Raw genomic sequence first — 21,236 nt, 5'->3', positions numbered from 1 at the left:
TTACAGCGTTATTCTGGGTGGTCAGACAATCTGGGATATTGGACCAGAAGTTTTACCGTAGGTTCGATTGTTTCTTTATTATTCTCGTATGCTTTACAATCAGTTGCAGCAAACTTTTGTTGTTATAACTTTTTGGGTGGGATGGATTCTATGAATCGCGAAAAGGTGATTTACGCTTTCTTTATTGTGCTGGCCTTAACCATGAACTTTGGCTTTTTCATCGGCGAGATAGATGACCCTGCACATCATAATGTCTATGAGTTTTTTGCCGCCATCGTCGTGAGTATGATCTGCACGGTGCTTAAGTTCGGTGACCGCACACATCTGGGTGCACTGATGATGGCAACCAGCCTGGTGGCAGACCTGCAGCTGGTGATTGCTGCGCTGATCTGGGGCTATGGTGCCCAGCTGTCAGATGTCGGTGTCACCACTGAGATGTTCAGCAGTGTGATCTCGATGTCCGGAGGTGCGTTGCTGGCGAATATTGTGTCGGTGATTCTGCTGATGGTCGAGACAATCGTTGTGCGCCGTTAAGAGCGCTGCGTTATGAACGATATCTTCTATGTGATGTTGCGCCGCCTGCGACATCCCCTGATCACCCTGATCTCTATCTACTCGCTGGCAACTCTGGGGTTTGTCATGATTCCCGGTCAGGATGATCAGGGCAACGTCTGGCATATGGATTTTTTCCATGCCATCTATTTTGTCAGTTTTATGGGCTCGACCATCGGTTTTGGTGAGATCCCCTATGCCTTTACCTCGGCTCAGCGGGCCTGGACACTGGTGTCGATCTACGGCACGGTGATTGCGTGGTTGTACAGTATCGGTTCACTACTGGCGCTGTTTCAGGAACCGATGTTTGGCCGCATGCTCCGCCGACGGGCCTTCGCCAAAGAGGTCAGAAACTTTAATGAACCATTTTATCTGATCTGTGGTTATGGCATCACCGGCAGTGCCATTATCAAAAAACTCTGTAATCGGGGGATCCGTTCGGTGGTGATCGATATCGAACAGGAACGCATCGATGAACTGGAAGTTGACGGACTAGTTCTGCGTGTCCCCGGGCTGTGTGCCGATGCTTCTCTGCCCGAGGTGCTGGATGATGCGGGGTTGCAACATCCCAGCTGTATCGGGGTTTTGGCGCTGACCAATGATGATAACGTTAATCTGTCTATCTCAATCGCCAGCAAATTGCTGGCACCGGGCCGGCTGGTGGTGAGTCGCACAGAGTCTGAAGTGAATGCCCGTAATCTGGCCTCCTTCGGCACCGACTATATAGTCGATCCGTTCAGGGACTATGCTGAATATCTCTCTCTGGCTGCCCATGCTCCCTATACCCATCTGGTTTATGACTGGCTGGTCAATCCCTATCACCGGCCGCTGTCCAGTGCTTACAAGAAAACCAGCGGTCGCTGGATCATTTGCGGCCTGGGTCGGTTCGGTAAGGCGTTGACGCGGGAGTTTGCCAAACATGATGTGGAGCTTATCCTGCTGGATGATGATCCCTCGCAGCTGAAGAGTTTTAATAACACCGTGATCGGGCTGGGTACTGAAGCACAGACCCTGGAGCTGGCGGGCATTCAGGAAGCGGTGGGTATTGTTGCAGGCACCGATAACGATGCCGATAATCTGTCGATTATTATGACCGCAAAAGAGCTAAACCCAAAGCTGGTGACGGTGGTTCGTCAGAATCTCAGCACCAATATGCTGGTGTATAAGAACTCTAAGGCGGACTTCATTATGGAGCCCGGCAAGATCATCGCCAACCGGATTCTGGCGAAACTGAAAACTCCCTTATTGCCGGTTTTTATCGAACAGATGCAGTTGCAGGATGATGTCTGGTCACATACTCTGCTTAACCGGATGAGCAGTATCGCCTCTGATAGAGAGCTGGATAGCTGGTCTATTACCGTGAGTCCGGAGACAACCCCGGCAATTACCACACTCTCGGCTGAGGGGGTTGGCGTTAAGCTGAGTAATTTGATGAAAGATCCACGCCATCGTAAGGATCAGTTGCCCTGTTTTCCGCTGATGTTTCGCCGCAATGGCGATCTTAAACTGTTACCGGGTGAGTTGACTGAGCTGGAAGAGGGGGATGAGATACTCTTTTGTGGTCTGGCGGAAGCCAGCAATCAGATGAGCTGGAGTATCAATAATTACAATATTCTTTACTATCTTCAGACCGGCGAAGAACCGAGTCATAACCTGCTGGCCAAATTGTTGAAGCGAATCTGATGCCCTATTTTCTATTGACCCTGACAGTCCTGTTCTGGGCGGGTAACTTTGTTACTGCCCGGGGCATTCATGCTGATTTTCCCCCTCTGACCATGTCATTTATGCGCTGGGGGCTGGCGTTGCTGATCATCCTGCCTTTTGTGCTGCCACGTATCCTGCGTAAATGGCCCCTGATCCGGCAACATCTGCCCATATTAATCCTGTTATCGGTACTCAGCGTGGTCTGTTTTAACTCCTTTATCTATCTTGGTGTTCAGACCACTCAGGCAACCAATGCGACGCTGATGCAGTCAGCGGTACCTATTATCATACTTGTGTTTACCTCGCTGTTTCTCGGGGAAACCGTGGTTCGCCGACAGTGGCTGGGGGTCATTATCTCGCTGACCGGGGTGTTGATGCTGGTGGCCAAGGGGGATCCGGAGATCCTGATGACCCTGTCGTTTAATCGCGGTGATCTGTGGATTATAGCCGCAGTGCTGAGCTGGTCCGCTTATTCAGTGATGTTGCGACTGAAACCGGTTGAGCTGGATGGTTTTACCTTTTTTGGCTTTACCGTGGTAGTGGGCGTCGTGGTGTTGTTTCCATTTATGTTGTGGGAATATCTCGCCGGAGCCCGTCCGCAATGGAGTCCGCAGACCCTGTCAGCGATCATCTATATGGCGATCTGTCCGTCGATCCTTTCCTACATCTTCTGGAACCGGGGGGTGGCGGAACTGGGGCCGGCTAAGGCTGGGTTGTTTATCCATCTGATGCCGCTGTTTGGCCTGATTCTCTCGGTTATCTTCCTCAATGAGGCGGTGGAACCTTTCCATTTTATAGGGATGGGGCTAATATTCAGCGGCATCTATCTGGCGATCTTTGCCGGTCGCAGCCATAACGATAAAAAGTCATCAGCATAATTCTCAGTGCCGCTGGATGGCTGAAATACAGTTCTAGGAGTTTCTATGCGTACCCTGTTGGTCTCATTGTTTACACTGATTATCGGTTTTGGTCTGCTTGTACCCGATGCCGAAGCGAAACGTTTTGGCGGTGGTTTTAGTTTTGGTAAATCCTATTCAACGCCAAAGAGAGTTCAGCCCGCGGCACCGACTCAGCAGAAAGCTGCGCCAACGGGCAGTACAACCAATGCAGCAGGTCAGCCACGTCGCAGCGGCTTTGGTGGTCTGATGGGCGGTCTTCTGGCGGGTGGTTTGCTGGGCGCGCTGTTCTTTGGTGGAGCCTTTGATGGCATTCAGTTTATGGATATCCTGCTGATCGGACTGTTGATCTTTGCTGCAGTGAAAATTTTCTCTGCGATGAAAGGTGGTTCACAACCTCAATATGCCGGACATCAGCGGGCGCAACCTGAAACGGCTCAGACTCAGCGCCGTGAGCAGGCAGAAACACCGGATTATCAGGATATTTCACCGGCAACCGGAGCCGGTTTTAACTTTTGCTCAGAATCATTGCAGCTGCCCGAGTGGTTTAATGAGCAGGCATTTATTGAAGGCGCAAAGGGGCATTTCAGCCATCTGCAAACTGCCTGGGATAAGAGTGACTGGGATGATATTGCCACCTACACCTCGGCAGAGGTTCTGGATGTTCTGAAACAGGAGCGGGCGAAGCAACCGGCTGATCAGACGACAGAAGTGGTTTCCGTCATGGCTGAGCTGGCAAACTTTATCGACAACGATGATCATGTTATCGCTTCGATCAACTTCTACGGCTGGCTGAAAGAGGATAGTGATCAGACCACTGAGTTTAGTGAGATCTGGCATCTGCGTCGGGAGATGAACGGCGCTGAGGCAAACTGGGTTATTGTGGGTATTCAACAGCCCTGATTTAGTCTTCGATTATCTTCGTTTTACAGACATAAAAAACGCTGCGTTTGGCAGCGTTTTTTATGAGTTAAAGCTTGTTTTTACTGGAAAAATATCAGCTTTCTTTGCGGGTAAACACCCAGGTATCGCCATTCGACAGGCTGTCATCATACTGATAACCGGCCAGATCGAAATTTTTCAGCTGTTCAGCATCACTGATCTGGTTTTTGATCGCGTAGCGGCACATCAGTCCGCGGGCTTTTTTGGCAAAGAAGCTGATGATTTTGTACTGACCATTTTTCCAGTCTTTAAACACCGGGGTGATGATCCGTGCATTGAGAGCTTTAGGCTTAACGGATTTGAAGTACTCATTAGAGGCCAGGTTAATCAAGACCGGCTGATCGCTCTCTGCCAGTGTCTGATTCAGGTCATCAGTGACAATGTTGCCCCAGAACCCATATAGGTCTTTGCCCCGGCTGTTTGCCAGTTTGGTTCCCATCTCCAGACGGTAGGGCTGCATCAGGTCCAGAGGTTTCAGTACGCCATAAAGGCCTGACAAGATACGCAGGTGTTGCTGGGTAAACTCCAGTTCAGCTTCGCTGAAATCTTCAGCGTTGAGTCCACTATAGACGTCCCCGTTGAACGCCAGAACCGCTTGTTTGGCATTTTCCGGAGTGAAGGGCTGAGACCAGCTTTCATACCGGGCAACATTCAGCGCCGATAGCTTGTCGCTGAGCTTCATCAGTTCGGCAATATCCTGAACTGAGTAATCCCGTAGTGTCTGAATCAGTTGTTCGGCATGATCCAGATGCTGCGGTTGTGTATAACGCCCGGTTGTAGCCGGCGTATCGTAATCGAGATTTTTAGCAGGGGAGATAACCAGTAGCATAGTATATGTGTGTCATTTTCTGATAATGCTCTGATCCTAAACTAAAAAGGCCAGCCCTGGAAAGGGCTGGCCGATAAGTTATCGCTATGAGCCTGATAGTCAGGAGTGAAGTCTGGTATTCAGATCATCCACTACCTCACACCAGTCTGAATCTGTCTCCAGACACTCTTTGATAAACTCTGCCTGGCTGTCTGTCCAGAATGTGGCTTCAGACAGCTTAACATCCTGGCTGAACAGGGTGTGGGTGCGGATAAACTGATCGATATATGAATCATCGCCGGGCATACCCAACTGCTCAAACAGGGCGTTCATCGTATGTGCTGATCTGTCCATCACGACCTCCATTTTAAAAATTGCCCATTAAGTCTTGGTCAGGATGAGGGCTTTGTCAAAGTGCTGGCTGTGAATCTGATCAGGCAGGAAGCAGCTGCGTTGATATGACCGATATTCAGTCGTTGTTGCCCTGTTGCCGTTCAAGTTTCTGCTTTTCATCCAGTTTGATATAGATTGCCAGTGCCCCGAATGTACCGATAGCGACCAGAATCGCAATAATAAACGGGCTCGAGTTTTCATTGCCTACAGCGCGGGTATACATGGCAGAGATCAGCATACCTCCGACAAAGCAGAGGGCGCTCATAATGATGTTATTGACAATCGTTGCAGGTTTACGATCAGGTGCGCGGCGTATCATGATAACCAGGGTTATCAGCAATGAACCCAGAACAATAAAAGAGGGGAGAAGCGAGGTCATAGTGATTCCTTACATAAGAGATGGCTATTTGTACCACTGATCAGGGTCTGAAAAAACCCTTGTGATCATTTCATCGGCGATAACCCAGGCCAGCCACTCAATTTTCTTGTATTATAGAGCGCAATTTTCGTTAGCTATCAGTAAAAAGATAATCCGATGACCAAGCAGACCGTTCTGACCGGTATTACGACCACCGGTACCCCACATATTGGTAACTATCTGGGCGCCATTCAGCCCGCGATTGAGGCCAGTCTGAACAGTAACTATAACAGTTACTTCTTTCTGGCTGATTTCCATGCCCTGATTAAATGTCACGACCCTGACCGGGTGGCCCGTTCCACCCGTGAAATTGCGGCAACCTGGCTGGCGCTGGGGCTGGATACCGATAAGGCGACCTTTTACCGCCAGACCGATATTCCAGAGATTACCGAGCTGACCTGGATCCTTACCTGCATGACCTCTAAAGGTCTGATGAACCGCTCCCATGCGTATAAGGCTTCCGTCGATGCTAACCGTGAAGCGGGCCGTCAGGACGACGATGATGTCACCATGGGACTGTTCAGCTATCCGATTCTGATGGCGGCGGATATTCTGATGTTTAATGCCGATATTATCCCCGTGGGTAAAGATCAGATTCAGCATATTGAGATGGCGCGGGATATCGCCGGTCGTTTCAATCACACCTACGGCACACTGTTTAATCTGCCGGAAGCACAGGTGGATGAACAGACGCAGCTGATTCCGGGGCTGGATGGTCGTAAGATGTCGAAGAGCTACGATAATACTATCCCATTGTTCAGCCCTTCCGATGAGCTATATAAGCTGATCAAACAGATCAAAACGGATGCCCGGGAACCGGGAGAGCCAAAAGATGCGGATAGCAGTACCATTTTCCAGCTGTACGCAAACTTTGCCACTGCTGCTGAGCAGGCTCAGATGCGCAGTAAGTTTGACAATGGTATTGGCTGGGGAGACGCGAAGAAAGAGCTGTTTGAGTTTCTTGACAGCTATCTGAGTAAGCCCCGCGAAGAGTATAACCGGCTGATGAATGACCTCGGATTTGTTGAACAACAGCTGCTCAAAGGTGCTGAAAAAGCCCGTAGCCACGCGGCACCATTCCTCAAGGATATCCGTGTGGCGGTGGGCATTCGGCCTCTGACCTGGCAGGGGGGCTCCACTGCGGCCGCAGCGAAAAAAGAGAAAGAGCAGTCTGCTGAACAACTTGCCAGGGCGGAAGAGGGACGTCGCCGGGCGATCCTGATGCAACTTAAACCGTTGCTGGACCGGGTTAACAGTGCTGACGACAGTGCGACCGAGGCAAAACGGCTGATTGCCGAGAAAGCGGCTGAAGTGGAGTCGTTGAAGAAAAAAGCCAGGCAGAAAGCGCAGAATGAACTGGACCTGCTGCGCGAAGAGCTGGCCGCGTTGCTGGTCTGAGTACTGTTGTAAGTAAAACTGCTGTCAGGGGGAGGTCTGCTCCCTGGCGATAGTGCTCCTGCATAATACGGACTCTGGAGAGATACAAATGTATACCACTCTGATCTCAGTTACACAGCTGGATACTCTGCTTCAGGCAGAGCCTGCGGCAGTGGTTGTGCTCGACTGCCGTTCCTATCTGACAGCCCCGGAAAAGGGTGAAGTGGTCTACCTTGAGGGGCATATCTCAGGGGCGGGTTACCTGAATCTGGAGACTGAGCTGTCATCACCTGTTACAGCCGACAGTGGCCGGCACCCACTGCCTGATTTTGCCATACTCTGTGCGGTGCTGCGTAAGCGTGGCGTGAATAGTGGCACTCAGGTTGTGGTCTATGACGACTGTAATGGTGCGATGGCGGCCCGTGCCTGGTGGTTGTTGCGCGTGCTGGGGCACAAGCAGGTCGCTGTGCTGGATGGCGGCTATCCCGCCTGGCTTGCCGCCGGTCTGCCCGTCAGTGATCAGTTGCCTTTGCTATCAGAGGGTGACTTTGGTGGTCAGCCTGATCTTTCGATGATCCTGCCTTTGCAACAGGTTGCCCGTTATCCTGAAGAGGGTGCACTTGTCGACGCCCGTACCCCTGAGCGTTTTCGCGGCGAACAGGAACCGATCGATCCGGTGGCAGGGCATATCCCCGGGGCGATTAACCGCCCACTACAGCTGAACCTTACAAGCGATGGTCTGTTTAAATCCGCCGATCAGTTACATCAGGAGTGGCTGAGTATTCTGCAAGGCTGTCCGTCGCAACAGGTGGCTCATTACTGTGGCTCAGGGGTGACCGCCTGCCATAATCAACTGGCGATGGAGCATGCCGGACTCCATGGCTCGAAGGTCTATCCGGGCTCCTGGAGCGAGTGGATTCGTGATCCTCAGCGGCCGGTGGCAACCGGTCAATAGCCGCGCAAAGGAGAGGCTTATGGATCACCAGAGTGCGCGTCATTATCTGCTCAGTCGTCCTGAAGCCTGGGAGGATTTTCCTTTTTACCCCCATATCGCCGTTATGAAGGTGCGCAATAAGATGTTTGCGACGCTCTCCGTCGAAGACGGTGTCGCGCGGATGAATCTTAAATGTGATCCTGCAGAGGCGCAGATGTTGCGGGATATATTCACAGCTGTGCTGCCTGGCTATCATATGAATAAACGTCACTGGAACACGGTTATACTGGATGGGAGTATCCCTGCCGGAGAGCTGCAGAGGATGATCGATCGTTCCTATGGTCTGGTGGTGAAAGGGATGACCCGGAAAGAGCGACTGCCGCTGGAACTGAAATACGGTTGTGAAACTTTATACCGTTAACTTCTGCTCAGTCCGGTCTTGTCAGTAAATCCTGAAAACGAGTTTAATCCGGCTGTTATAAGCGTTAAGCTTTCTGTCAGTTGAGATATCTGTTAACAGCACTGAATTTTCACGATATGGAGTTCGTTATGACCCGTTTTCAGTCAGGTGTTATTGCCGAAGCTAACGCTGATGCCCTGTTTATTACCCTGAATATCAACCGCTCACCCGAGTCAGCAGACTGCCTGCGTCAGGTGCTCGCTGAGGTGCCTGCGACCGAACAGAGTTTCAGGCAACGCTACCCTGATGCGGATATGCACATCACCGTTGCCATTGGCAGTGAATACTGGGGTCAGCTAAGTCCGCAACAGCGGCCTGCACAGTTAAGGGCATTTCCAGCCCTGAGCAATGGCGGGATCAGCATGCCCCATACACCGGTTGATCTGTTGCTGCATATCCGCTCTGAACGACACGATCTTAATTATGAAGTGGCTGCATTGTTCTCTGAAAAACTTACCGGCCATGCTGAACTGGCTGAAGAAGTTCACTGCTTTTGTTATCTCGACAGCCGGGATCTGACCGGTTTTGTCGATGGTACAGAAAACCCCGAAGGGGATCATCGGGCAGAGGTTGCACTGGTCGGGGAGGAGGATTCTGTTTTTGCTGGTGGCAGTTATATACACCTGCAGCGCTATGAACATGATCTGAAAGCCTGGAATCAGATCCCGCTGCAGCAACAGGAAGACATTCTCGGCCGGACCAAAGCAGATAACCGTGAATATGCCAGCGCGGATAAAGCTGCTTTTGCCCATACTAAACGGGCGTCACTGAAAGACTCTGAAGGGCGCTCAATTGAAATATTGCGTCACAGTTTGCCCTACGGCAACCTGACGCGCAGAGGGTTGATGTTTGCTTCGTACTGTCGCTCGGCTGAGCCCTTTACAAAGATCCTGGAAAGTATGGTGCTGGGTGATGGTTCGGGTCATCACGATCATCTGATGAACTTCACGACTGCGGTGACAGGGCAGGCCTTTTTTGCGCCCTCTTCACAGTGGCTGGAACAGCTGATCTGATAATTTTTTGTGTCACGGGATCGACTGCAAAGTGTCACCGGTTTGTCAAACTGGTTCAATAGACTAAACTTAAGGAATTGGAAAATTCTGGAGATAGGAGCTGCAGTCCAGATTTCGTAGTCTGCGAAGACAGGCACGTAACGGACTGTAAAAGAAGCAGAGTGCTAATATAAGAAAGTGGAGCCGAGTATGCAAAATGAGCCGGTAAAAAGAACGATTGCAGTACTGGGAGTAGATGGCGAAAACTTTGAAGTGGATGGCCATTTTAGTGGGGACGAGCGAAAAGCGCGTTGGTACACTGTTAAGAAATTGAGCAATGGTAAAGTTTTTGTTGATCATCTTCCAAAGTTCCCCAGTCACGAAGAGATTCGGAGAATGGTTTCCTGAAGACTAAGGTTTGCGAAACTGTGCAGTAATTTCCGTTAAAAAAACCGGGCCTGGCCCGGTTTTTTGTTGTCGATAGAGCGAGTTACTGAACGAGTTCATTATCGCTGAACATCCCTTCAAACAGCGGCGTGGAGAGATAGCGTTCGCCGGAGTCGGGGAGAATGACAATGATCATCTTACCTTCATTTCCTGGCTGATCGGCAACCTTCATCGCGGCGCTCAGCGCTGCGCCACAGGAGATACCCGCCAGAATACCCTCTTTCTGCATAAGTTGGCGAGCCATCTCGATAGCATCCTCATTGGAAACCTGCTCAACCTGATCGACGATAGACATATCAAGGTTCTTAGGTACAAAACCCGCCCCGATACCCTGGATTTTGTGCGGCGAGGGTTTAATCTCTTCATGGTTAATCGTCTGGGTGATTACCGGAGACGCGGTCGGTTCAACCGCAACCGTAGTGATCGCTTTGCCCTGTTGCTGTTTAATATAGCGTGATACGCCGCTGATTGTTCCTCCGGTGCCGACCCCGGCAACCAGAATGTCGATCTGACCATCGGTATCGTTCCAGATCTCCGGCCCGGTGGTTTTTTCATGGATCGCAGGGTTGGCCGGGTTTTCAAACTGTTGCAGCATCAGGTGGCTTTGGGGATCGCTATTGACGATCTCCTGGGCTTTTTCAATGGCCCCTTTCATACCTTTGGCCGGCTCTGTCAGAACAATTTCAGCTCCCAGCGCTTTCATGAGCTTACGACGTTCAAGGCTCATAGAGGAGGGCATTGTCAGGGTCAGATTATAGCCCCGTGATGCGGCCACAAAAGCCAGCGCAACACCGGTATTGCCTGAAGTCGGTTCAACCAGCGTCATTCCGGGTTTCAGTGTGCCATTCTCTTCAGCAGCCCAGATCATGTTTGCCCCGATGCGGCATTTAACTGAGCCAGCAGGGTTGCGGCTTTCCAGTTTAGCGAAGATTTTCTTTCCGGGGGCGATTCTGTTCAGGTGAACCAGCGGGGTTTCACCGATGGTCAGTGAATTATCTTCAAATGTTTTCATAAAAGTACCTGTAACGACTTAAAAACGCGGCCGCAGAGGTGTTCGTGAAGACGCCTTCGACCGGACTAAAATATTTAACTTCGGCTTAAATATATTCCTTATAGCTATAAAAAATCATTTTTCTATAGCTAAACTGTAACTGATTTAAGCGCAATAATCGGTTTATAGCAAGTGATTGAGCCACACACTTTGTCAGGGGAAGAGTGGGCTGTCGATCCAGTATAAAATGTCCCAGGTCTGATCGACTATTGTTATAAGAGTCGCCTGTCATAAGCGGGGCTAGTAATAAGAACTCTTTACCAAGAACTGCCTGTGCAAGAGGCTGTGCCTGAGTGAGACTGGTCTATGATAAAAAACATGCGGGTAACGGTCAGTTTGCTAAGCTGACATGATAATCCTTAACTTTAATCAGTTTTAATATCAGACAGTTCTGATATTGTTGCGGCTCAGATTTTCTATTGGCTGAGGTGTTCTGATGCGTTTGTTTATGACATTGATCGCTCCACTGCTGGGCTGGATCGCTTTCCAGCTGTTTCATCTGCCCCTATTCAAGGGGTCGAAGGCTAAACATAGGTTTGTCATGAAGCTGTTTCGTTATGCTGCTGACTATGGCAGCGTCAGGGCTCTCTCGGTGTATGGCCATCTGTTGCACTTTCGGGGCGAGGGGATGAATAACCGCATACAGGGACTGATCTATCTGGAGCGGGCGGCTGATAAAGGTGATAGTAAAGCGGCTTACCAGATGGGAAAGATCTTTGAGGAGGGGTATCAGACCTATCCGGCAGACCCTGTTAAGGCGGTTAAGTATTATCGTCAGTCAGCTGAATCCGGGCATATACTGGCCCTCAGGCGAATGGTTGATATCTGCAGCAAGGGGGAGTTGCAACAGGAAAAATCCGGCATCGATGCAGCCTATTGGCTCGATCAGCTGGAAGCGGGCCACTATTAAGCGTCTGTGTTAAAGAGCCGGTTTTCATAGCCCTGGACAACAGGGTGTATGACTCTGGCCCGGCATCATGGTGGTAACAGCACCCCCTGGAACTCCGACAGGCGCTGACTCCCCTCTTTGTCAGTTTTTCTCCAGCAGATTTTTTAGTTCGGTTTTAAATTGCAGATGGCTGGTGCTATCTGCCGGTATACTGATGGTCCAGAGCAACTGACTGGCGTTTACCCGGGTATAGGGGTGGCTGCTCTCGGTCACCTTCCAGTCCTGATGGAAATTCGCGGTGATCTCAATCTCTTTCGGCTGGTTGCTGCTGTTGCTGAGTTTCAGGTCATAACCACTGAGAATGCTGTTGTCGTGTTTCTCAAACAGGGTCTGTTGCTGTTTGATGGTCAGATCAAATGCTTTGCCTACTGGCAGGTTGATGATTTGCCCTTTGCTGCTGTTTGGGATAGTGGCGCTGCCAATAAAGTGTTTCAGCCCCTCTGCATCAGGACTGAACACTCTGGCGGTACCGGCTGGCAGTGGAAAGCCCAGCCCCTCTTTTTCCCCGTTGCGAAAGCTGATAGTAATATCCGGCTTCTGATCAAAGGTCTCCCGGTTCAGTGAGGGGTATACCTGAAACTGATAGTGATAGGTTTTTCTGGCGGCAACCTTATCGGCACTGATCAGGCTGACCTGCTTGGTCTGCCCATTAAGCAGGCTGGCCCGTTGAGGCAGCTTGTACAGTTGATAATCCTGAAATGCCTGTGGCGCACCGCTGTCTGCCATCGACTCGGCCATCAGCATGGCTGTTTTCTGGCGCAGCATCGGCGCGGGAGGCTGATTGACCTGGCCGGCCATTAACAGCACTTTGCTGTTTTGGAAGTCCACCCCGGTATTGTTGTTCAGGGTTGCCAGTCCATCAAGCTTAAGCTGATCACCCAGGGTGTTCAGCACCAGCGCATAATCCATCTGCCAACTGAGTCCCGAGGTGAGGTAGGTCAGTACTGCATCACTGGCTTTGGGGGTGCCAGCAGAGCGGATCTCGAGGCTTGGACGGGCCTGCATCCCCTCCGGTATGGATGGAAAGATAAAGCGCCAGCCCTGCTGGTTTACCGGTACGGTTTCGATCTGTCCCTGCTGTTCAATCAGTGCCTGGTTGCCTTCGGAGCTCAATAACAATACATCCGCAACGGTTTCGTTGCCGGTGACACTGTTAAAACGAGCCAGTTGCACTGTCTTGCCGGTATAGGCGTTAAGCAGTGCATAAACGGAGATCAGATTATTGTTTAGGTTCTGCTCAAGAATTTGTCCGGCATTGTCTACCTGCAGGGTCTGGCTCATTATCTGATGGCTGACGTCGCGGATATAGAGGGTCTGTCCCGGGTTGATGCGGGGCAGGCTGCGGACATCTCTGACCAGTCCGAGGTTCTGATTGTACAGGGTAATACTCAGATCCTTTTGTTTTTCCGCATCCACGGTCAGTGGGGCAGCGTGCAGTGTTGTGCTGGCTAACACGCCCATCATTATTATGGGTAATAGTGTGGGCAGGCGGGTGTTGGTCTGGTATTTAGGCATCACTCTTACTCGTTTGGTTTATCGGACAGGTCGAGTGCTATACGGAATCCCCAACTGTTCTTACTGCTATCTGGCAGGTGGCGGTAGCGGCTTGATGAGCGGATTACCCGGCCGATATCGAACCAGGAACCGCCGCGCATTACCCGGAATTCACAATCACCATCAATCATGGCAGAACCATCTTCGGGGGCGCCAAAATAGGAGTCCTGATAGCAGTCCTCAACCCATTCATCGACATTACCGTTCATATCATGAATGCCCCATGAATTTGGCGGAAAAGATGCTACCGGGGCGGTTTTTTTGCCGTCCCATTCTGTGCCGCACTCACCACAGACCGCGCGCTCAGTTTCAAGCTCGTCACCCCACCAGTAGTTGGTGTCGGTTCCTGCCCGGGCAACGTATTCCCACTCTGCTTCAGTGGGCAGGCGGTAAGGCTGCCCCGTCAGTAATGCCAGCCACTGCACATAGGCTTTGGCATCTTTCCAACTGACATTAATCACCGGGCGATTGCCGCGCCCCCAGCCCTCATCGCTGGGCAGAGGGCGTCCCATGGAGCGGGCATAGTAATCATAGTCGTTAAAGGTGACCTCGTTCCGTGACAGCGCAAAACGGTGGCTGATAGTCACCTGGTGGGCGGGCAGCTCGTTGTCATCACCGACCAGTTTCTGGTCGCCCATGATGAAGCTCCCGCGGGGGATAATGATCATCTGTGGGCCTTTAAATCCGTCGTCCAGCTGATCAGTGAACACGGTCAGCTTATCCGGGTCAGCAAACTTTACATCCATCAGCTCTTTATGCAGCGACTGGGCTTCATCGGCCTTGTTTTTCAGTTCATTACGCAGCGTTTCGGTTTCAAGGGCCCGATCCTGACGTTCCGTCCTGAGCGTTTGTTGCAGCGCTGCGATATCTTCCCGGGCGAGTTGCAGTTCTGTGCGGACCTGATCCAGAGCCACCTCAACCTTCCCGGTGTTGTCTAAACCGATGAAGAAGGCAATCGTAAAACCCAGTAGAAAACCAGAGATGAAAATCAGGGCTGAGATCGCCCAGTCGGGTACACGGATGGGCCAGAACCTGCGTCGTTGTGACGAGTCTTCCTGTAGCGGTTCAGGAATATCATCCTCAGGCTGAGGTTCCTTTTTATCGCCAGCTTCAATTATATTCTTGAATAACTGCGTGGCCTGGCGTGGCCGCTGCTCCGGATCAGTGGCAAAGGCTGATTGCAGAATTTCCCACTGCTCCGGATTTAGTGCAGATGGTCTTTTAAGCTCTTTGCGTACCCGGGTTGATTCATCATCGGTAGCCAGGAACGGGGCTTTACCACTCAGTAGCTGGTAAACAATACAGGCGAATGCGTAGATATCGGCTTCGACGGTGACCGGATTGGGGTGGAACGACTCAGGCGCCTGATAAGCCAGATGGGAGGAGGGAATATTGCTCATCTCATCGGCTATAGTCATCGCTTCATCGAAGGCAAAGTTAGCCAGCTTTACTCCGCCCTGCTTGTTGATAAAGATTGATGCCGGGCAGATCCCTTTATGCGCTTGTCCTGCTCCGGCATGGGCGGTATCGATAGCCGTTGCCAGTTGCTGTAGCAACCCTTTTTTCTGGTTATCCTTGAGCTTGTTGGCCTGGCCGCTGTTGAGTAGTTTTTCCAGAGTCAGGCCGTCCATCAGCTCCACGGCAAAGAACAGCAGAATCCCTTTATGGCGGAACATTCCATAATATTCCGCAAGGTGCGGGTGTTTAAACTTCTTACTCAGGACGATATGTTTCTGGGCCGAATCGATAAACCCCTGATGTTTCAGCAGCGCAGGGTCAAAAATCTGCAGGGTGACAGGTACCGACCGGCTGGTGGACAGGTCCTCTGCGTACCAGAGCTGGCCAAAGCGGTTAGTCTGAAACTGGCTGGTGAGCCTGAACTGATGATGATCCGGGCCGATCACCTGGCCCGGTTCAAGTTTGTCGTAGATGAGGTCGCTTGGTGTAGCCATTCCTGTGCACCCTTAATCGATAATCCTGGCGATTCTGTATGATAATAGAGTATGACTAACAAAGAGTTAAGGTTAACAGCTGTCAAAACGACAGGTATCTTGGCAGAAAGGTAACAGACAGACTGTTGGCAGCCCCGAAAGGGCCGCCACACGAGGGTTATTCAGTGATCAGTGGGGGGAAGCTTTTTACCAGTTCATCCACAGCCTTCATCTGGGCCAGATAGGGTTCCAGCTTGTCCAGTGGCAGAGCGCAGGGACCATCACATTTTGCCTGGGTAGGGTCCGGGTGCGCTTCAAGAAACAGCCCGGCAATGCCCTGAGCAAGTCCTGCTCTTGATAACTGGGCGACCAGTGCACGACGACCATCGGCCGAGTCACTTCTGCCGCCAGGCATCTGCAGTGCGTGAGTTGCATCGAACATCACCGGGTAGCCCATCTCTTTCATGATGGAGAAGCCGAGCATATCCACAACCAGGTTGTTATAACCAAAGCTGCTGCCCCGCTCACACAGAATCAGCTTACTGTTGCCTGCCTCCTCACATTTTTTGAGGATATGTTTCATCTCCTGAGGGGCCAGGAACTGGGCTTTCTTAATATTGATTACCGCTCCCGTTTTGGCCATCGCCTGTACCAGATCGGTCTGGCGGGAGAGGAAGGCTGGCAGCTGAATAATATCGCAGACCTCTGCAACGGGTGCTGCCTGATAGGGTTCGTGCACATCGGTGATCAGAGGGACTTGAAACGTTTCTTTGATCTCCTGCAGAATTTTCAGGCCTTCATCCAGTCCGGGACCACGGAAAGAGGTCAGAGAGGAACGGTTGGCTTTATCGAAAGAGGCTTTAAAAACGTAGGGGATATTCAGTCGGCGGGTGACTTCAACATAATGTTCTGCGATCTGCATCGCCAGATCTCTGGATTCTAAAACATTCATGCCACCAAACAGCACCATTGGCATCTCATTTGAGATTGAGATCTCCCCGGCTTTAACCACTTTCTGTTGCATATTCACAAACCCTGTCAGTATTAATACGCGGGAGATTATACGTTAATCTGCCGGGCAATGGAGTATATTTATATTCAGTCGGTTGATTAATAACCATTGGAGGAGGTCGCAATGCCAGAGACGCAGACCGGTGATCAGGCGGTTGAACAGTTGAATCATTTGTTGCATGACAGTAAAACGCTGCAGCTGGCGACTCAGGGCGAGAGCAGCCCTGAAGCAAGTTATTCACCGTTCGTTTTAAGTGACAGTCAGCTCTATATTTTTGTCAGTCAACTTGCCTCTCATACTGTTAACCTGATGCGCTCGCCGGCCGTTGGGGTCATGTTGATTGAGGATGAGGCGGTCAGTCGCAACCTGTTTGCCCGAAACCGGGTAAGCCTGCAATGTCAGGCCAGTGAGGTGGATCGTAATACCCCGGAGTATGATACGGTGATGGAACTATACCGCGAAAGACATGGACCGACGGTGGAGTTGTTGAGCACCCTTCCGGATTTCATACTGTTTCGACTGACCCCAGGGCAGGGGCGCCTGGTGCTGGGATTTGGGAAGGCATTCAGTATACAGATGCCGGGTTTTCAGCTACAGCCGGTTACTGCTGAAACGCTGCGGCGCTGAGGTTTTAAAGGGCGGTTTTGATTGCAGAACACTGATATAAACGCTTTGTCATATCAGCCCTCTATCATGTATACAACCACCGTTTTCACCAGAAAAGCAGCCAGACCCAGACCCAGGGCAAAGAACAGAACGGCCGTGCCAAACTTGCCTGCATTTGATTTTTTGGCCAGATCATAGATGATAAAAAACACATAGGCGGCGAAGACGGTAATGCCCACATTCAGAGAGATCGCTTCAATTTCAGCCAGACGCACCAGGTAATCCTTATCTTAATAAATCTAAAGGGACCCGGATTGTACAGATTCAGGGCGCGGATGTGCAATCGGAACGGGCGTGGCGGAGCGTTTTTTGCTGGATGTTTTCGGTATAAGCTTATGCCTCAGGTTGATGATGGCGTCAGGTTAACGCTCCACTGCATCCGGTTATCGATCTCCTGCTTTAGTGTCAGCAGACTGAATTGGTCACTGCAGTGGATCCCCAGTACCTGATTGCCAGCCAGCATCACCAGATAGTATCCCTCTGTCCCGGTACGCAGGGTAAAGCTTTCGATAGAGCCACAATCATCTATCCGGCGACGTACCGCAGGAAGGTCGGCAGTAAACGTCAGCAGTTGCTGTAGCTGATGATGTCTAAGAGAGGAGTATTCAGGCTGGTTGTCGCCGTTCAATAGCGCCGCGCCGCTCACCGGGCCAATCGATTCAATCTCAGTGATCAGTGCTGGAGTGAATAACGGATAATCATGTGTTGTTGCAAACAGGTCTTCGAGGCTTATCTCATCTTCTGTCTGCGATACACCATAATCACTTGCGTTGGCATGCGCGGGTAATTCCGGTTGCAGGATCTGATCAATCAACAACTGGATGTCTTCAGCCCGGCGGGCATCGATAAAAAACAGCGGGGCCTTTATCTCCAGTTCGGTGAGCCATGCAGCATAATCGGCCCGGGTTGGTGTGGGGACCAGGTCGCTTCCGGTGACGCCGATAACCAGGCGGGTATGAGGATTGTAAATAGTGAAGTTATGCAGGTAGAACTCGAGATCTTTACGGGGGTGGTTGCGGGCATTATCCAGCAACATAATGTGGCCACTGCAGTCCTGGGCGAGCTCGGTTGAGACCATTTCCCACATAAACCGGAACCGCTCCTGTCCCGGGGTACCGTAAAGGTGGATCCGTTGGCCGTCGTTTTCTAACAGCGCATAATCCATCGCTACGGTGGTTCTGCTTTTACGCCTCATGCCGGTATCCGAGATACGGGCTTCGGTGGTGGCGCTGTTGTTGTTAGTGATTGTCGCGATAGCGGTTGTTTTGCCAGCGCCTACCGGACCAAAGAAGACAATTTTGGGATCTTTCATCGCTCTAAATGGCCCGTTTTAACCGGGCGTTTGCCTCTTTTTCTTTACTGATTCTGTCTGCTGTTCTCTACTGGTAGGGGACGCATGCCCGCTGTCGGTCTCAACAGATCCTTCAGGCCCTGTCAGCCAACAGGGTATGAGAGTATAAGGTAGCGCTTTGATAAGCAAAGGTTTCAGTGTTTTTTGTACAGAGCGAGGGTCGCCAGCAGTGTGCTTATAACGGCAAGGGCTGAGGTCACCAACAGTGCTTCCGCCATGGTAATACCGAACATCAGTTCAGGGGTCCAGCCGCACAGTTCCCAGGGTTCAAAAATAGCGGGTAGCCAGCGGTCCAGTGCAAACCACTCAGGCAGGCCTGTGCCCATCGTGCAGCTGCCTTCAATCAGGTTGCGCTCAATGGCAAAGGTCATCCAGGAGCGCTCGGTTAAACCCACCGCCGCCACCACCGTCAACAGGCTGATCAGAATACTCAGGGGCCGGCTGTTGTGGCACAGTAGCCCAAGAACCCCCAGCAGGATAAACGCCAGCACCCAGATGCGGACGTGGATACAGAGTACGCAGGGACCGTAGTTGAGAACATACTGATAATAAAGCGCTACGCCTTCCATGGCCACGCCGGCCACAATCATGGTCAGCCAGTACCATGGGCTGCGGAAAAAACAGTTGAGAATGTTGAGCATTGCCAGTCCTGTGTGTAGAAGATGATATGTTGCAGATCAGATTCGTGATGCCGGCGGAAGTTCCGTCAGCGCTTTAATATATCCTCAACAATGGGATGAATCGATACTGCCAGTTGTTGATGTTGTTCCAGATCGAGGTGGATACCGTCTACTTTACTGGCACTGATTACACTGCCTGTGTCAAAAAAATCGCACTGAGTGTCGGCGGCGATTTTTTTCAAAGCCTGGCTGAGTCCTGACCACTTGGTTTCAGCACCTCTGAATTTTTCAGCAATTACCCCCTTAGGCCGGATAATCGGGGGTGGGCAGAGCAGTAAGATCGGGGGGATCTGCATGCCCGGTTCTACGGGGGCTTGTCGAATCGTCTGCACTAATGTGGCAACCCCCTGGGCGGCTTCCGTTGCGGTAAACATATGCGGGCTCTGAAAATCATTATTGCCCAGCATAATGATGATCAGTTCTAACGGGGAGTTTATCTCGATACGTTGTTGCAAGCCTGCGGCGGCGTTACGCCCCGGTTTGAAGGGGTCATCCAGTACCGTTCTGCGACCATTGAGACAGTCCTCGATCACCCGTATCGATGCTCCCGTCTGATTGATCAGCAGTTCCAGCTGGCCGGGCCAGCGCTGGTGAAATTCAAACCGCTGGCGTGTATCAGGAATGATTCCCCAGCTAAGTGAGTCTCCATAAACCAGAATCTGTTTCACAGGGCCTCCTTTTAAAGTTTATTCCTGAAAATGGATCTGACTGTTAAAGGCGATAATAACCCGGTCCTGCTGACCAAAATAGGGCATCGCTGCATGCTTGAGATAGGAGGGGAAAATAACCACCTGGCCTTCAACGGCGGCAAAATCCCAGCTGCCAGTGCCGTTGAGATAGGCCGTGCCTGCATCCAGATACTGGTCCGCGCCGTGGCGTGGATCGTAGAAGCGGTTGATGCCATTACGACTCCGGATGTCGCACTCCCCGGCGTCAACGTAGTAGATACCGCACCAGGAGCAATTCGGATGCGCATGGGTATCATGATAACCCCCGTTTTCAGTGACATGAAACCAGGATTCGACGATATCAGCCCTGGCCTGAGCGCCTTCAGGCCAGAACGGTTCATTGACGGCACTGGCAACGGTAATCAGCATCTCCTGAATAAACTCCCGCAGCTCTGAAATAACCGGATCGGGATGCTGCAGCAGATCCAGCGTACTTTCATAAAGTGCGTGTTTGGCTGTTGGCGCGACGTCACTCTCTATGGCCTGTTGCTGACTATCCCGCAGGTTGTAAATCAGTTTCAGAAGGGGAGCCCGGATAGTACTGTGCAGCGGATTTTGCACAGTAAACATCTGGGTTTCCCAGACGTTGATATCTTCAATGAGGATCTCTGCTTGATGCATGAACGGGGTCTTTTTCAGGTCTTGTTGCACGTCTTATTTAGGCGCGTTGAGAATATTCAGCAGAGCGTGAGCCTGATCTGCTGCTTCGTGTCCAAGGGGCGTCAGATAGCCGCCGTCAATCTGGGTAATGAGTTTCTTATCAAACAGGCGCTGAGTCGCGTTAACCAGTTCCGCTGCCGCTATATCCTGATGTACTTTGAGTCCCTGATGATCACTGCTCTGGCTGAAACGAATCAGCATATTGATCTCTTCCTGGATATCGTTTGTCAAAGGCATATTGTTATTCTCCAACTGCTATTCAGATATTTCCCACACATTGGCACAGGATAACCGCAAGGTACAGAGGGGGAGTGAAGAAATGTGTGGGTTGTTGATTTAGGGCGGTCTTATTGAGGTCCGAGTGTCACAGCGATCGTGACCTGTCGGATGCCAGGCAGAGTGTTGGTTAGAACGTTAGCTTTTTCGGGATAAGCAACTAGCAAGCGACGAAGTCGCGTCTGGCGAGCAGCGTTCTTTGCTGCGGTCTGAGCGAAGCGTTCGGATGGATTACCGTTGTGCAAAGAGCGCGCAACGCTGTCTTCGTTCGCAGGCTCACTTCGACTCGAACCACCTTCGGTGGCCCGAACGCACTACACTGACGAACGGTTAAAACAAAAACGCCCCGCGAAAAAGCTGCGAGGCGATTTTGTTTTAATTCGATGGTGGTAGGGGGTGGATGATTCCCCTTCGGGCCGTTGCGAAAAAGCGCGCAACGTTGTCTTCGTTCGCAG

Annotated in this window: 24 protein-coding genes; 11 read left to right on the top strand and 13 right to left on the bottom strand. The window is 51.3% G+C overall.

Features of this window, described 5'->3' with window-relative positions:
• The first annotated feature begins 150 nt into the window (after positions 1 to 150).
• The 4 genes from JW499_RS12025 to JW499_RS12010 are packed head-to-tail and all read left to right on the top strand — an operon-like array spanning position 151 to position 4,055.
• Positions 151 to 534 carry a DUF6394 family protein gene (locus JW499_RS12025; RefSeq protein ID WP_091360863.1) on the top strand — a complete coding sequence of 128 codons (384 nt, stop codon included), beginning with the start codon at positions 151 to 153 and terminating at the stop codon, positions 532 to 534.
• Positions 535 to 546: 12 nt separating this feature from the next.
• Complete coding sequence (locus tag JW499_RS12020) at positions 547 to 2,235, top strand: potassium channel family protein (RefSeq protein ID WP_205210833.1); 1,689 nt, start codon at positions 547 to 549, stop codon at positions 2,233 to 2,235.
• Positions 2,235 to 3,134 (top strand): DMT family transporter, encoded by a 900-nt coding sequence (locus tag JW499_RS12015; RefSeq protein ID WP_205210832.1) that lies wholly within the window; start codon positions 2,235 to 2,237, stop codon positions 3,132 to 3,134. The genes JW499_RS12020 and JW499_RS12015 overlap by 1 nt, the downstream gene beginning before the upstream one ends.
• Positions 3,135 to 3,179: 45 nt before the next feature.
• Positions 3,180 to 4,055, top strand: a complete 876-nt coding sequence (locus JW499_RS12010; protein WP_205210831.1) for a Tim44 domain-containing protein — start codon at positions 3,180 to 3,182, stop codon at positions 4,053 to 4,055.
• Between the two features lie 94 nt (positions 4,056 to 4,149).
• On the opposite strand, the gene yaaA is transcribed toward JW499_RS12010, so the two are convergent.
• From yaaA to JW499_RS11995, 3 genes are all read right to left on the bottom strand, one after another.
• On the bottom strand, positions 4,150 to 4,923 hold the full coding sequence (yaaA, locus tag JW499_RS12005; RefSeq protein ID WP_205210830.1) for a peroxide stress protein YaaA: 774 nt from the start codon (positions 4,921 to 4,923) through the stop codon (positions 4,150 to 4,152).
• Between the two features lie 99 nt (positions 4,924 to 5,022).
• Entirely contained in the window at positions 5,023 to 5,256 is a 234-nt protein-coding gene (locus tag JW499_RS12000; RefSeq protein ID WP_205210829.1) for a DUF2789 domain-containing protein, read from the bottom strand.
• A 115-nt stretch (positions 5,257 to 5,371) separates the two neighbouring features.
• Entirely contained in the window at positions 5,372 to 5,674 is a 303-nt protein-coding gene (locus JW499_RS11995) for a hypothetical protein (protein WP_205210828.1), read from the bottom strand.
• Between the two features lie 156 nt (positions 5,675 to 5,830).
• Here JW499_RS11995 and JW499_RS11990 point away from each other — a divergent pair, with 156 nt between their 5' ends.
• From JW499_RS11990 to JW499_RS11970, 5 genes are all read left to right on the top strand, one after another.
• On the top strand, positions 5,831 to 7,111 hold the full coding sequence (locus JW499_RS11990; RefSeq protein ID WP_205210827.1) for a tryptophan--tRNA ligase: 1,281 nt from the start codon (positions 5,831 to 5,833) through the stop codon (positions 7,109 to 7,111).
• Positions 7,112 to 7,199: 88 nt separating this feature from the next.
• Positions 7,200 to 8,045: a sulfurtransferase gene (locus tag JW499_RS11985; protein WP_205210826.1), complete on the top strand. Its 846-nt coding sequence runs from the start codon at positions 7,200 to 7,202 to the stop codon at positions 8,043 to 8,045.
• Between the two features lie 19 nt (positions 8,046 to 8,064).
• Entirely contained in the window at positions 8,065 to 8,445 is a 381-nt protein-coding gene (locus tag JW499_RS11980) for an MmcQ/YjbR family DNA-binding protein (protein ID WP_205210825.1), read from the top strand.
• A 128-nt stretch (positions 8,446 to 8,573) separates the two neighbouring features.
• Positions 8,574 to 9,497 carry a Dyp-type peroxidase gene (locus JW499_RS11975; RefSeq protein ID WP_205210824.1) on the top strand — a complete coding sequence of 308 codons (924 nt, stop codon included), beginning with the start codon at positions 8,574 to 8,576 and terminating at the stop codon, positions 9,495 to 9,497.
• Positions 9,498 to 9,686: 189 nt separating this feature from the next.
• A complete protein-coding gene (locus JW499_RS11970) occupies positions 9,687 to 9,884 on the top strand; it encodes a hypothetical protein (protein ID WP_205210823.1) in 198 nt (65 codons plus the stop codon).
• An 82-nt stretch (positions 9,885 to 9,966) separates the two neighbouring features.
• On the opposite strand, the gene cysK is transcribed toward JW499_RS11970, so the two are convergent.
• Entirely contained in the window at positions 9,967 to 10,935 is a 969-nt protein-coding gene (cysK, locus tag JW499_RS11965) for a cysteine synthase A (RefSeq protein WP_205210822.1), read from the bottom strand.
• A 475-nt stretch (positions 10,936 to 11,410) separates the two neighbouring features.
• Here cysK and JW499_RS11960 point away from each other — a divergent pair, with 475 nt between their 5' ends.
• Entirely contained in the window at positions 11,411 to 11,884 is a 474-nt protein-coding gene (locus JW499_RS11960) for a tetratricopeptide repeat protein (protein ID WP_205210821.1), read from the top strand.
• A gap of 120 nt (positions 11,885 to 12,004) precedes the next feature.
• On the opposite strand, the gene JW499_RS11955 is transcribed toward JW499_RS11960, so the two are convergent.
• The 3 genes from JW499_RS11955 to kdsA form a co-directional block, all read right to left on the bottom strand.
• Positions 12,005 to 13,438 carry a DUF4139 domain-containing protein gene (locus tag JW499_RS11955; RefSeq protein ID WP_205210820.1) on the bottom strand — a complete coding sequence of 478 codons (1,434 nt, stop codon included), beginning with the start codon at positions 13,436 to 13,438 and terminating at the stop codon, positions 12,005 to 12,007.
• A gap of 5 nt (positions 13,439 to 13,443) precedes the next feature.
• Entirely contained in the window at positions 13,444 to 15,429 is a 1,986-nt protein-coding gene (locus JW499_RS11950; RefSeq protein WP_205210819.1) for an SUMF1/EgtB/PvdO family nonheme iron enzyme, read from the bottom strand.
• Between the two features lie 157 nt (positions 15,430 to 15,586).
• Positions 15,587 to 16,432 carry a 3-deoxy-8-phosphooctulonate synthase gene (gene kdsA / locus JW499_RS11945; RefSeq protein WP_205210818.1) on the bottom strand — a complete coding sequence of 282 codons (846 nt, stop codon included), beginning with the start codon at positions 16,430 to 16,432 and terminating at the stop codon, positions 15,587 to 15,589.
• Positions 16,433 to 16,543: 111 nt separating this feature from the next.
• Here kdsA and JW499_RS11940 point away from each other — a divergent pair, with 111 nt between their 5' ends.
• Positions 16,544 to 17,047, top strand: coding sequence for a HugZ family pyridoxamine 5'-phosphate oxidase (locus tag JW499_RS11940; RefSeq protein WP_205210817.1), 504 nt, complete (start codon positions 16,544 to 16,546; stop codon positions 17,045 to 17,047).
• Between the two features lie 53 nt (positions 17,048 to 17,100).
• Here JW499_RS11940 and JW499_RS11935 read toward each other — a convergent pair whose 3' ends face one another.
• The 6 genes from JW499_RS11935 to JW499_RS11910 form a co-directional block, all read right to left on the bottom strand.
• A complete protein-coding gene (locus tag JW499_RS11935) occupies positions 17,101 to 17,301 on the bottom strand; it encodes a DUF2788 domain-containing protein (protein ID WP_091360797.1) in 201 nt (66 codons plus the stop codon).
• Positions 17,302 to 17,426: 125 nt separating this feature from the next.
• Positions 17,427 to 18,398 (bottom strand): GTP-binding protein, encoded by a 972-nt coding sequence (locus JW499_RS11930; protein ID WP_205210816.1) that lies wholly within the window; start codon positions 18,396 to 18,398, stop codon positions 17,427 to 17,429.
• Positions 18,399 to 18,571: 173 nt separating this feature from the next.
• Positions 18,572 to 19,078: a disulfide bond formation protein B gene (locus JW499_RS11925; protein WP_205210815.1), complete on the bottom strand. Its 507-nt coding sequence runs from the start codon at positions 19,076 to 19,078 to the stop codon at positions 18,572 to 18,574.
• Between the two features lie 65 nt (positions 19,079 to 19,143).
• Complete coding sequence (locus JW499_RS11920; protein WP_205210814.1) at positions 19,144 to 19,785, bottom strand: SGNH/GDSL hydrolase family protein; 642 nt, start codon at positions 19,783 to 19,785, stop codon at positions 19,144 to 19,146.
• Between the two features lie 18 nt (positions 19,786 to 19,803).
• Positions 19,804 to 20,466: a putative 2OG-Fe(II) oxygenase gene (locus JW499_RS11915; RefSeq protein WP_205210813.1), complete on the bottom strand. Its 663-nt coding sequence runs from the start codon at positions 20,464 to 20,466 to the stop codon at positions 19,804 to 19,806.
• A 33-nt stretch (positions 20,467 to 20,499) separates the two neighbouring features.
• Complete coding sequence (locus JW499_RS11910) at positions 20,500 to 20,742, bottom strand: TIGR02647 family protein (RefSeq protein WP_205210812.1); 243 nt, start codon at positions 20,740 to 20,742, stop codon at positions 20,500 to 20,502.
• Between the last annotated feature and the right edge of the window lie 494 nt (positions 20,743 to 21,236).

This window comes from Amphritea pacifica, from assembly GCF_016924145.1.
GTDB lineage: Bacteria > Pseudomonadota > Gammaproteobacteria > Pseudomonadales > Balneatricaceae > Amphritea > Amphritea pacifica.
This window is presented reverse-complemented; position numbering and strand designations above follow the sequence as displayed.

Bases quoted from the DNA above. Each gene is read 5' to 3' on its own strand.
- JW499_RS12025 (WP_091360863.1), top strand. From the start codon at position 151: ATGAATCGCGAAAAGGTGATTTACGCTTTCTTTATTGTGCTGGCCTTA.
- JW499_RS12020 (WP_205210833.1), top strand. From the start codon at position 547: ATGAACGATATCTTCTATGTGATGTTGCGCCGCCTGCGACATCCCCTG.
- JW499_RS12015 (WP_205210832.1), top strand. From the start codon at position 2,235: ATGCCCTATTTTCTATTGACCCTGACAGTCCTGTTCTGGGCGGGTAAC.
- JW499_RS12010 (WP_205210831.1), top strand. From the start codon at position 3,180: ATGCGTACCCTGTTGGTCTCATTGTTTACACTGATTATCGGTTTTGGT.
- yaaA (WP_205210830.1), bottom strand. From the start codon at position 4,923: ATGCTACTGGTTATCTCCCCTGCTAAAAATCTCGATTACGATACGCCG.
- JW499_RS12000 (WP_205210829.1), bottom strand. From the start codon at position 5,256: ATGGACAGATCAGCACATACGATGAACGCCCTGTTTGAGCAGTTGGGT.
- JW499_RS11995 (WP_205210828.1), bottom strand. From the start codon at position 5,674: ATGACCTCGCTTCTCCCCTCTTTTATTGTTCTGGGTTCATTGCTGATA.
- JW499_RS11990 (WP_205210827.1), top strand. From the start codon at position 5,831: ATGACCAAGCAGACCGTTCTGACCGGTATTACGACCACCGGTACCCCA.
- JW499_RS11985 (WP_205210826.1), top strand. From the start codon at position 7,200: ATGTATACCACTCTGATCTCAGTTACACAGCTGGATACTCTGCTTCAG.
- JW499_RS11980 (WP_205210825.1), top strand. From the start codon at position 8,065: ATGGATCACCAGAGTGCGCGTCATTATCTGCTCAGTCGTCCTGAAGCC.
- JW499_RS11975 (WP_205210824.1), top strand. From the start codon at position 8,574: ATGACCCGTTTTCAGTCAGGTGTTATTGCCGAAGCTAACGCTGATGCC.
- JW499_RS11970 (WP_205210823.1), top strand. From the start codon at position 9,687: ATGCAAAATGAGCCGGTAAAAAGAACGATTGCAGTACTGGGAGTAGAT.
- cysK (WP_205210822.1), bottom strand. From the start codon at position 10,935: ATGAAAACATTTGAAGATAATTCACTGACCATCGGTGAAACCCCGCTG.
- JW499_RS11960 (WP_205210821.1), top strand. From the start codon at position 11,411: ATGCGTTTGTTTATGACATTGATCGCTCCACTGCTGGGCTGGATCGCT.
- JW499_RS11955 (WP_205210820.1), bottom strand. From the start codon at position 13,438: ATGCCTAAATACCAGACCAACACCCGCCTGCCCACACTATTACCCATA.
- JW499_RS11950 (WP_205210819.1), bottom strand. From the start codon at position 15,429: ATGGCTACACCAAGCGACCTCATCTACGACAAACTTGAACCGGGCCAG.
- kdsA (WP_205210818.1), bottom strand. From the start codon at position 16,432: ATGCAACAGAAAGTGGTTAAAGCCGGGGAGATCTCAATCTCAAATGAG.
- JW499_RS11940 (WP_205210817.1), top strand. From the start codon at position 16,544: ATGCCAGAGACGCAGACCGGTGATCAGGCGGTTGAACAGTTGAATCAT.
- JW499_RS11930 (WP_205210816.1), bottom strand. From the start codon at position 18,398: ATGAAAGATCCCAAAATTGTCTTCTTTGGTCCGGTAGGCGCTGGCAAA.
- JW499_RS11925 (WP_205210815.1), bottom strand. From the start codon at position 19,078: ATGCTCAACATTCTCAACTGTTTTTTCCGCAGCCCATGGTACTGGCTG.
- JW499_RS11915 (WP_205210813.1), bottom strand. From the start codon at position 20,466: ATGCATCAAGCAGAGATCCTCATTGAAGATATCAACGTCTGGGAAACC.
- JW499_RS11910 (WP_205210812.1), bottom strand. From the start codon at position 20,742: ATGCCTTTGACAAACGATATCCAGGAAGAGATCAATATGCTGATTCGT.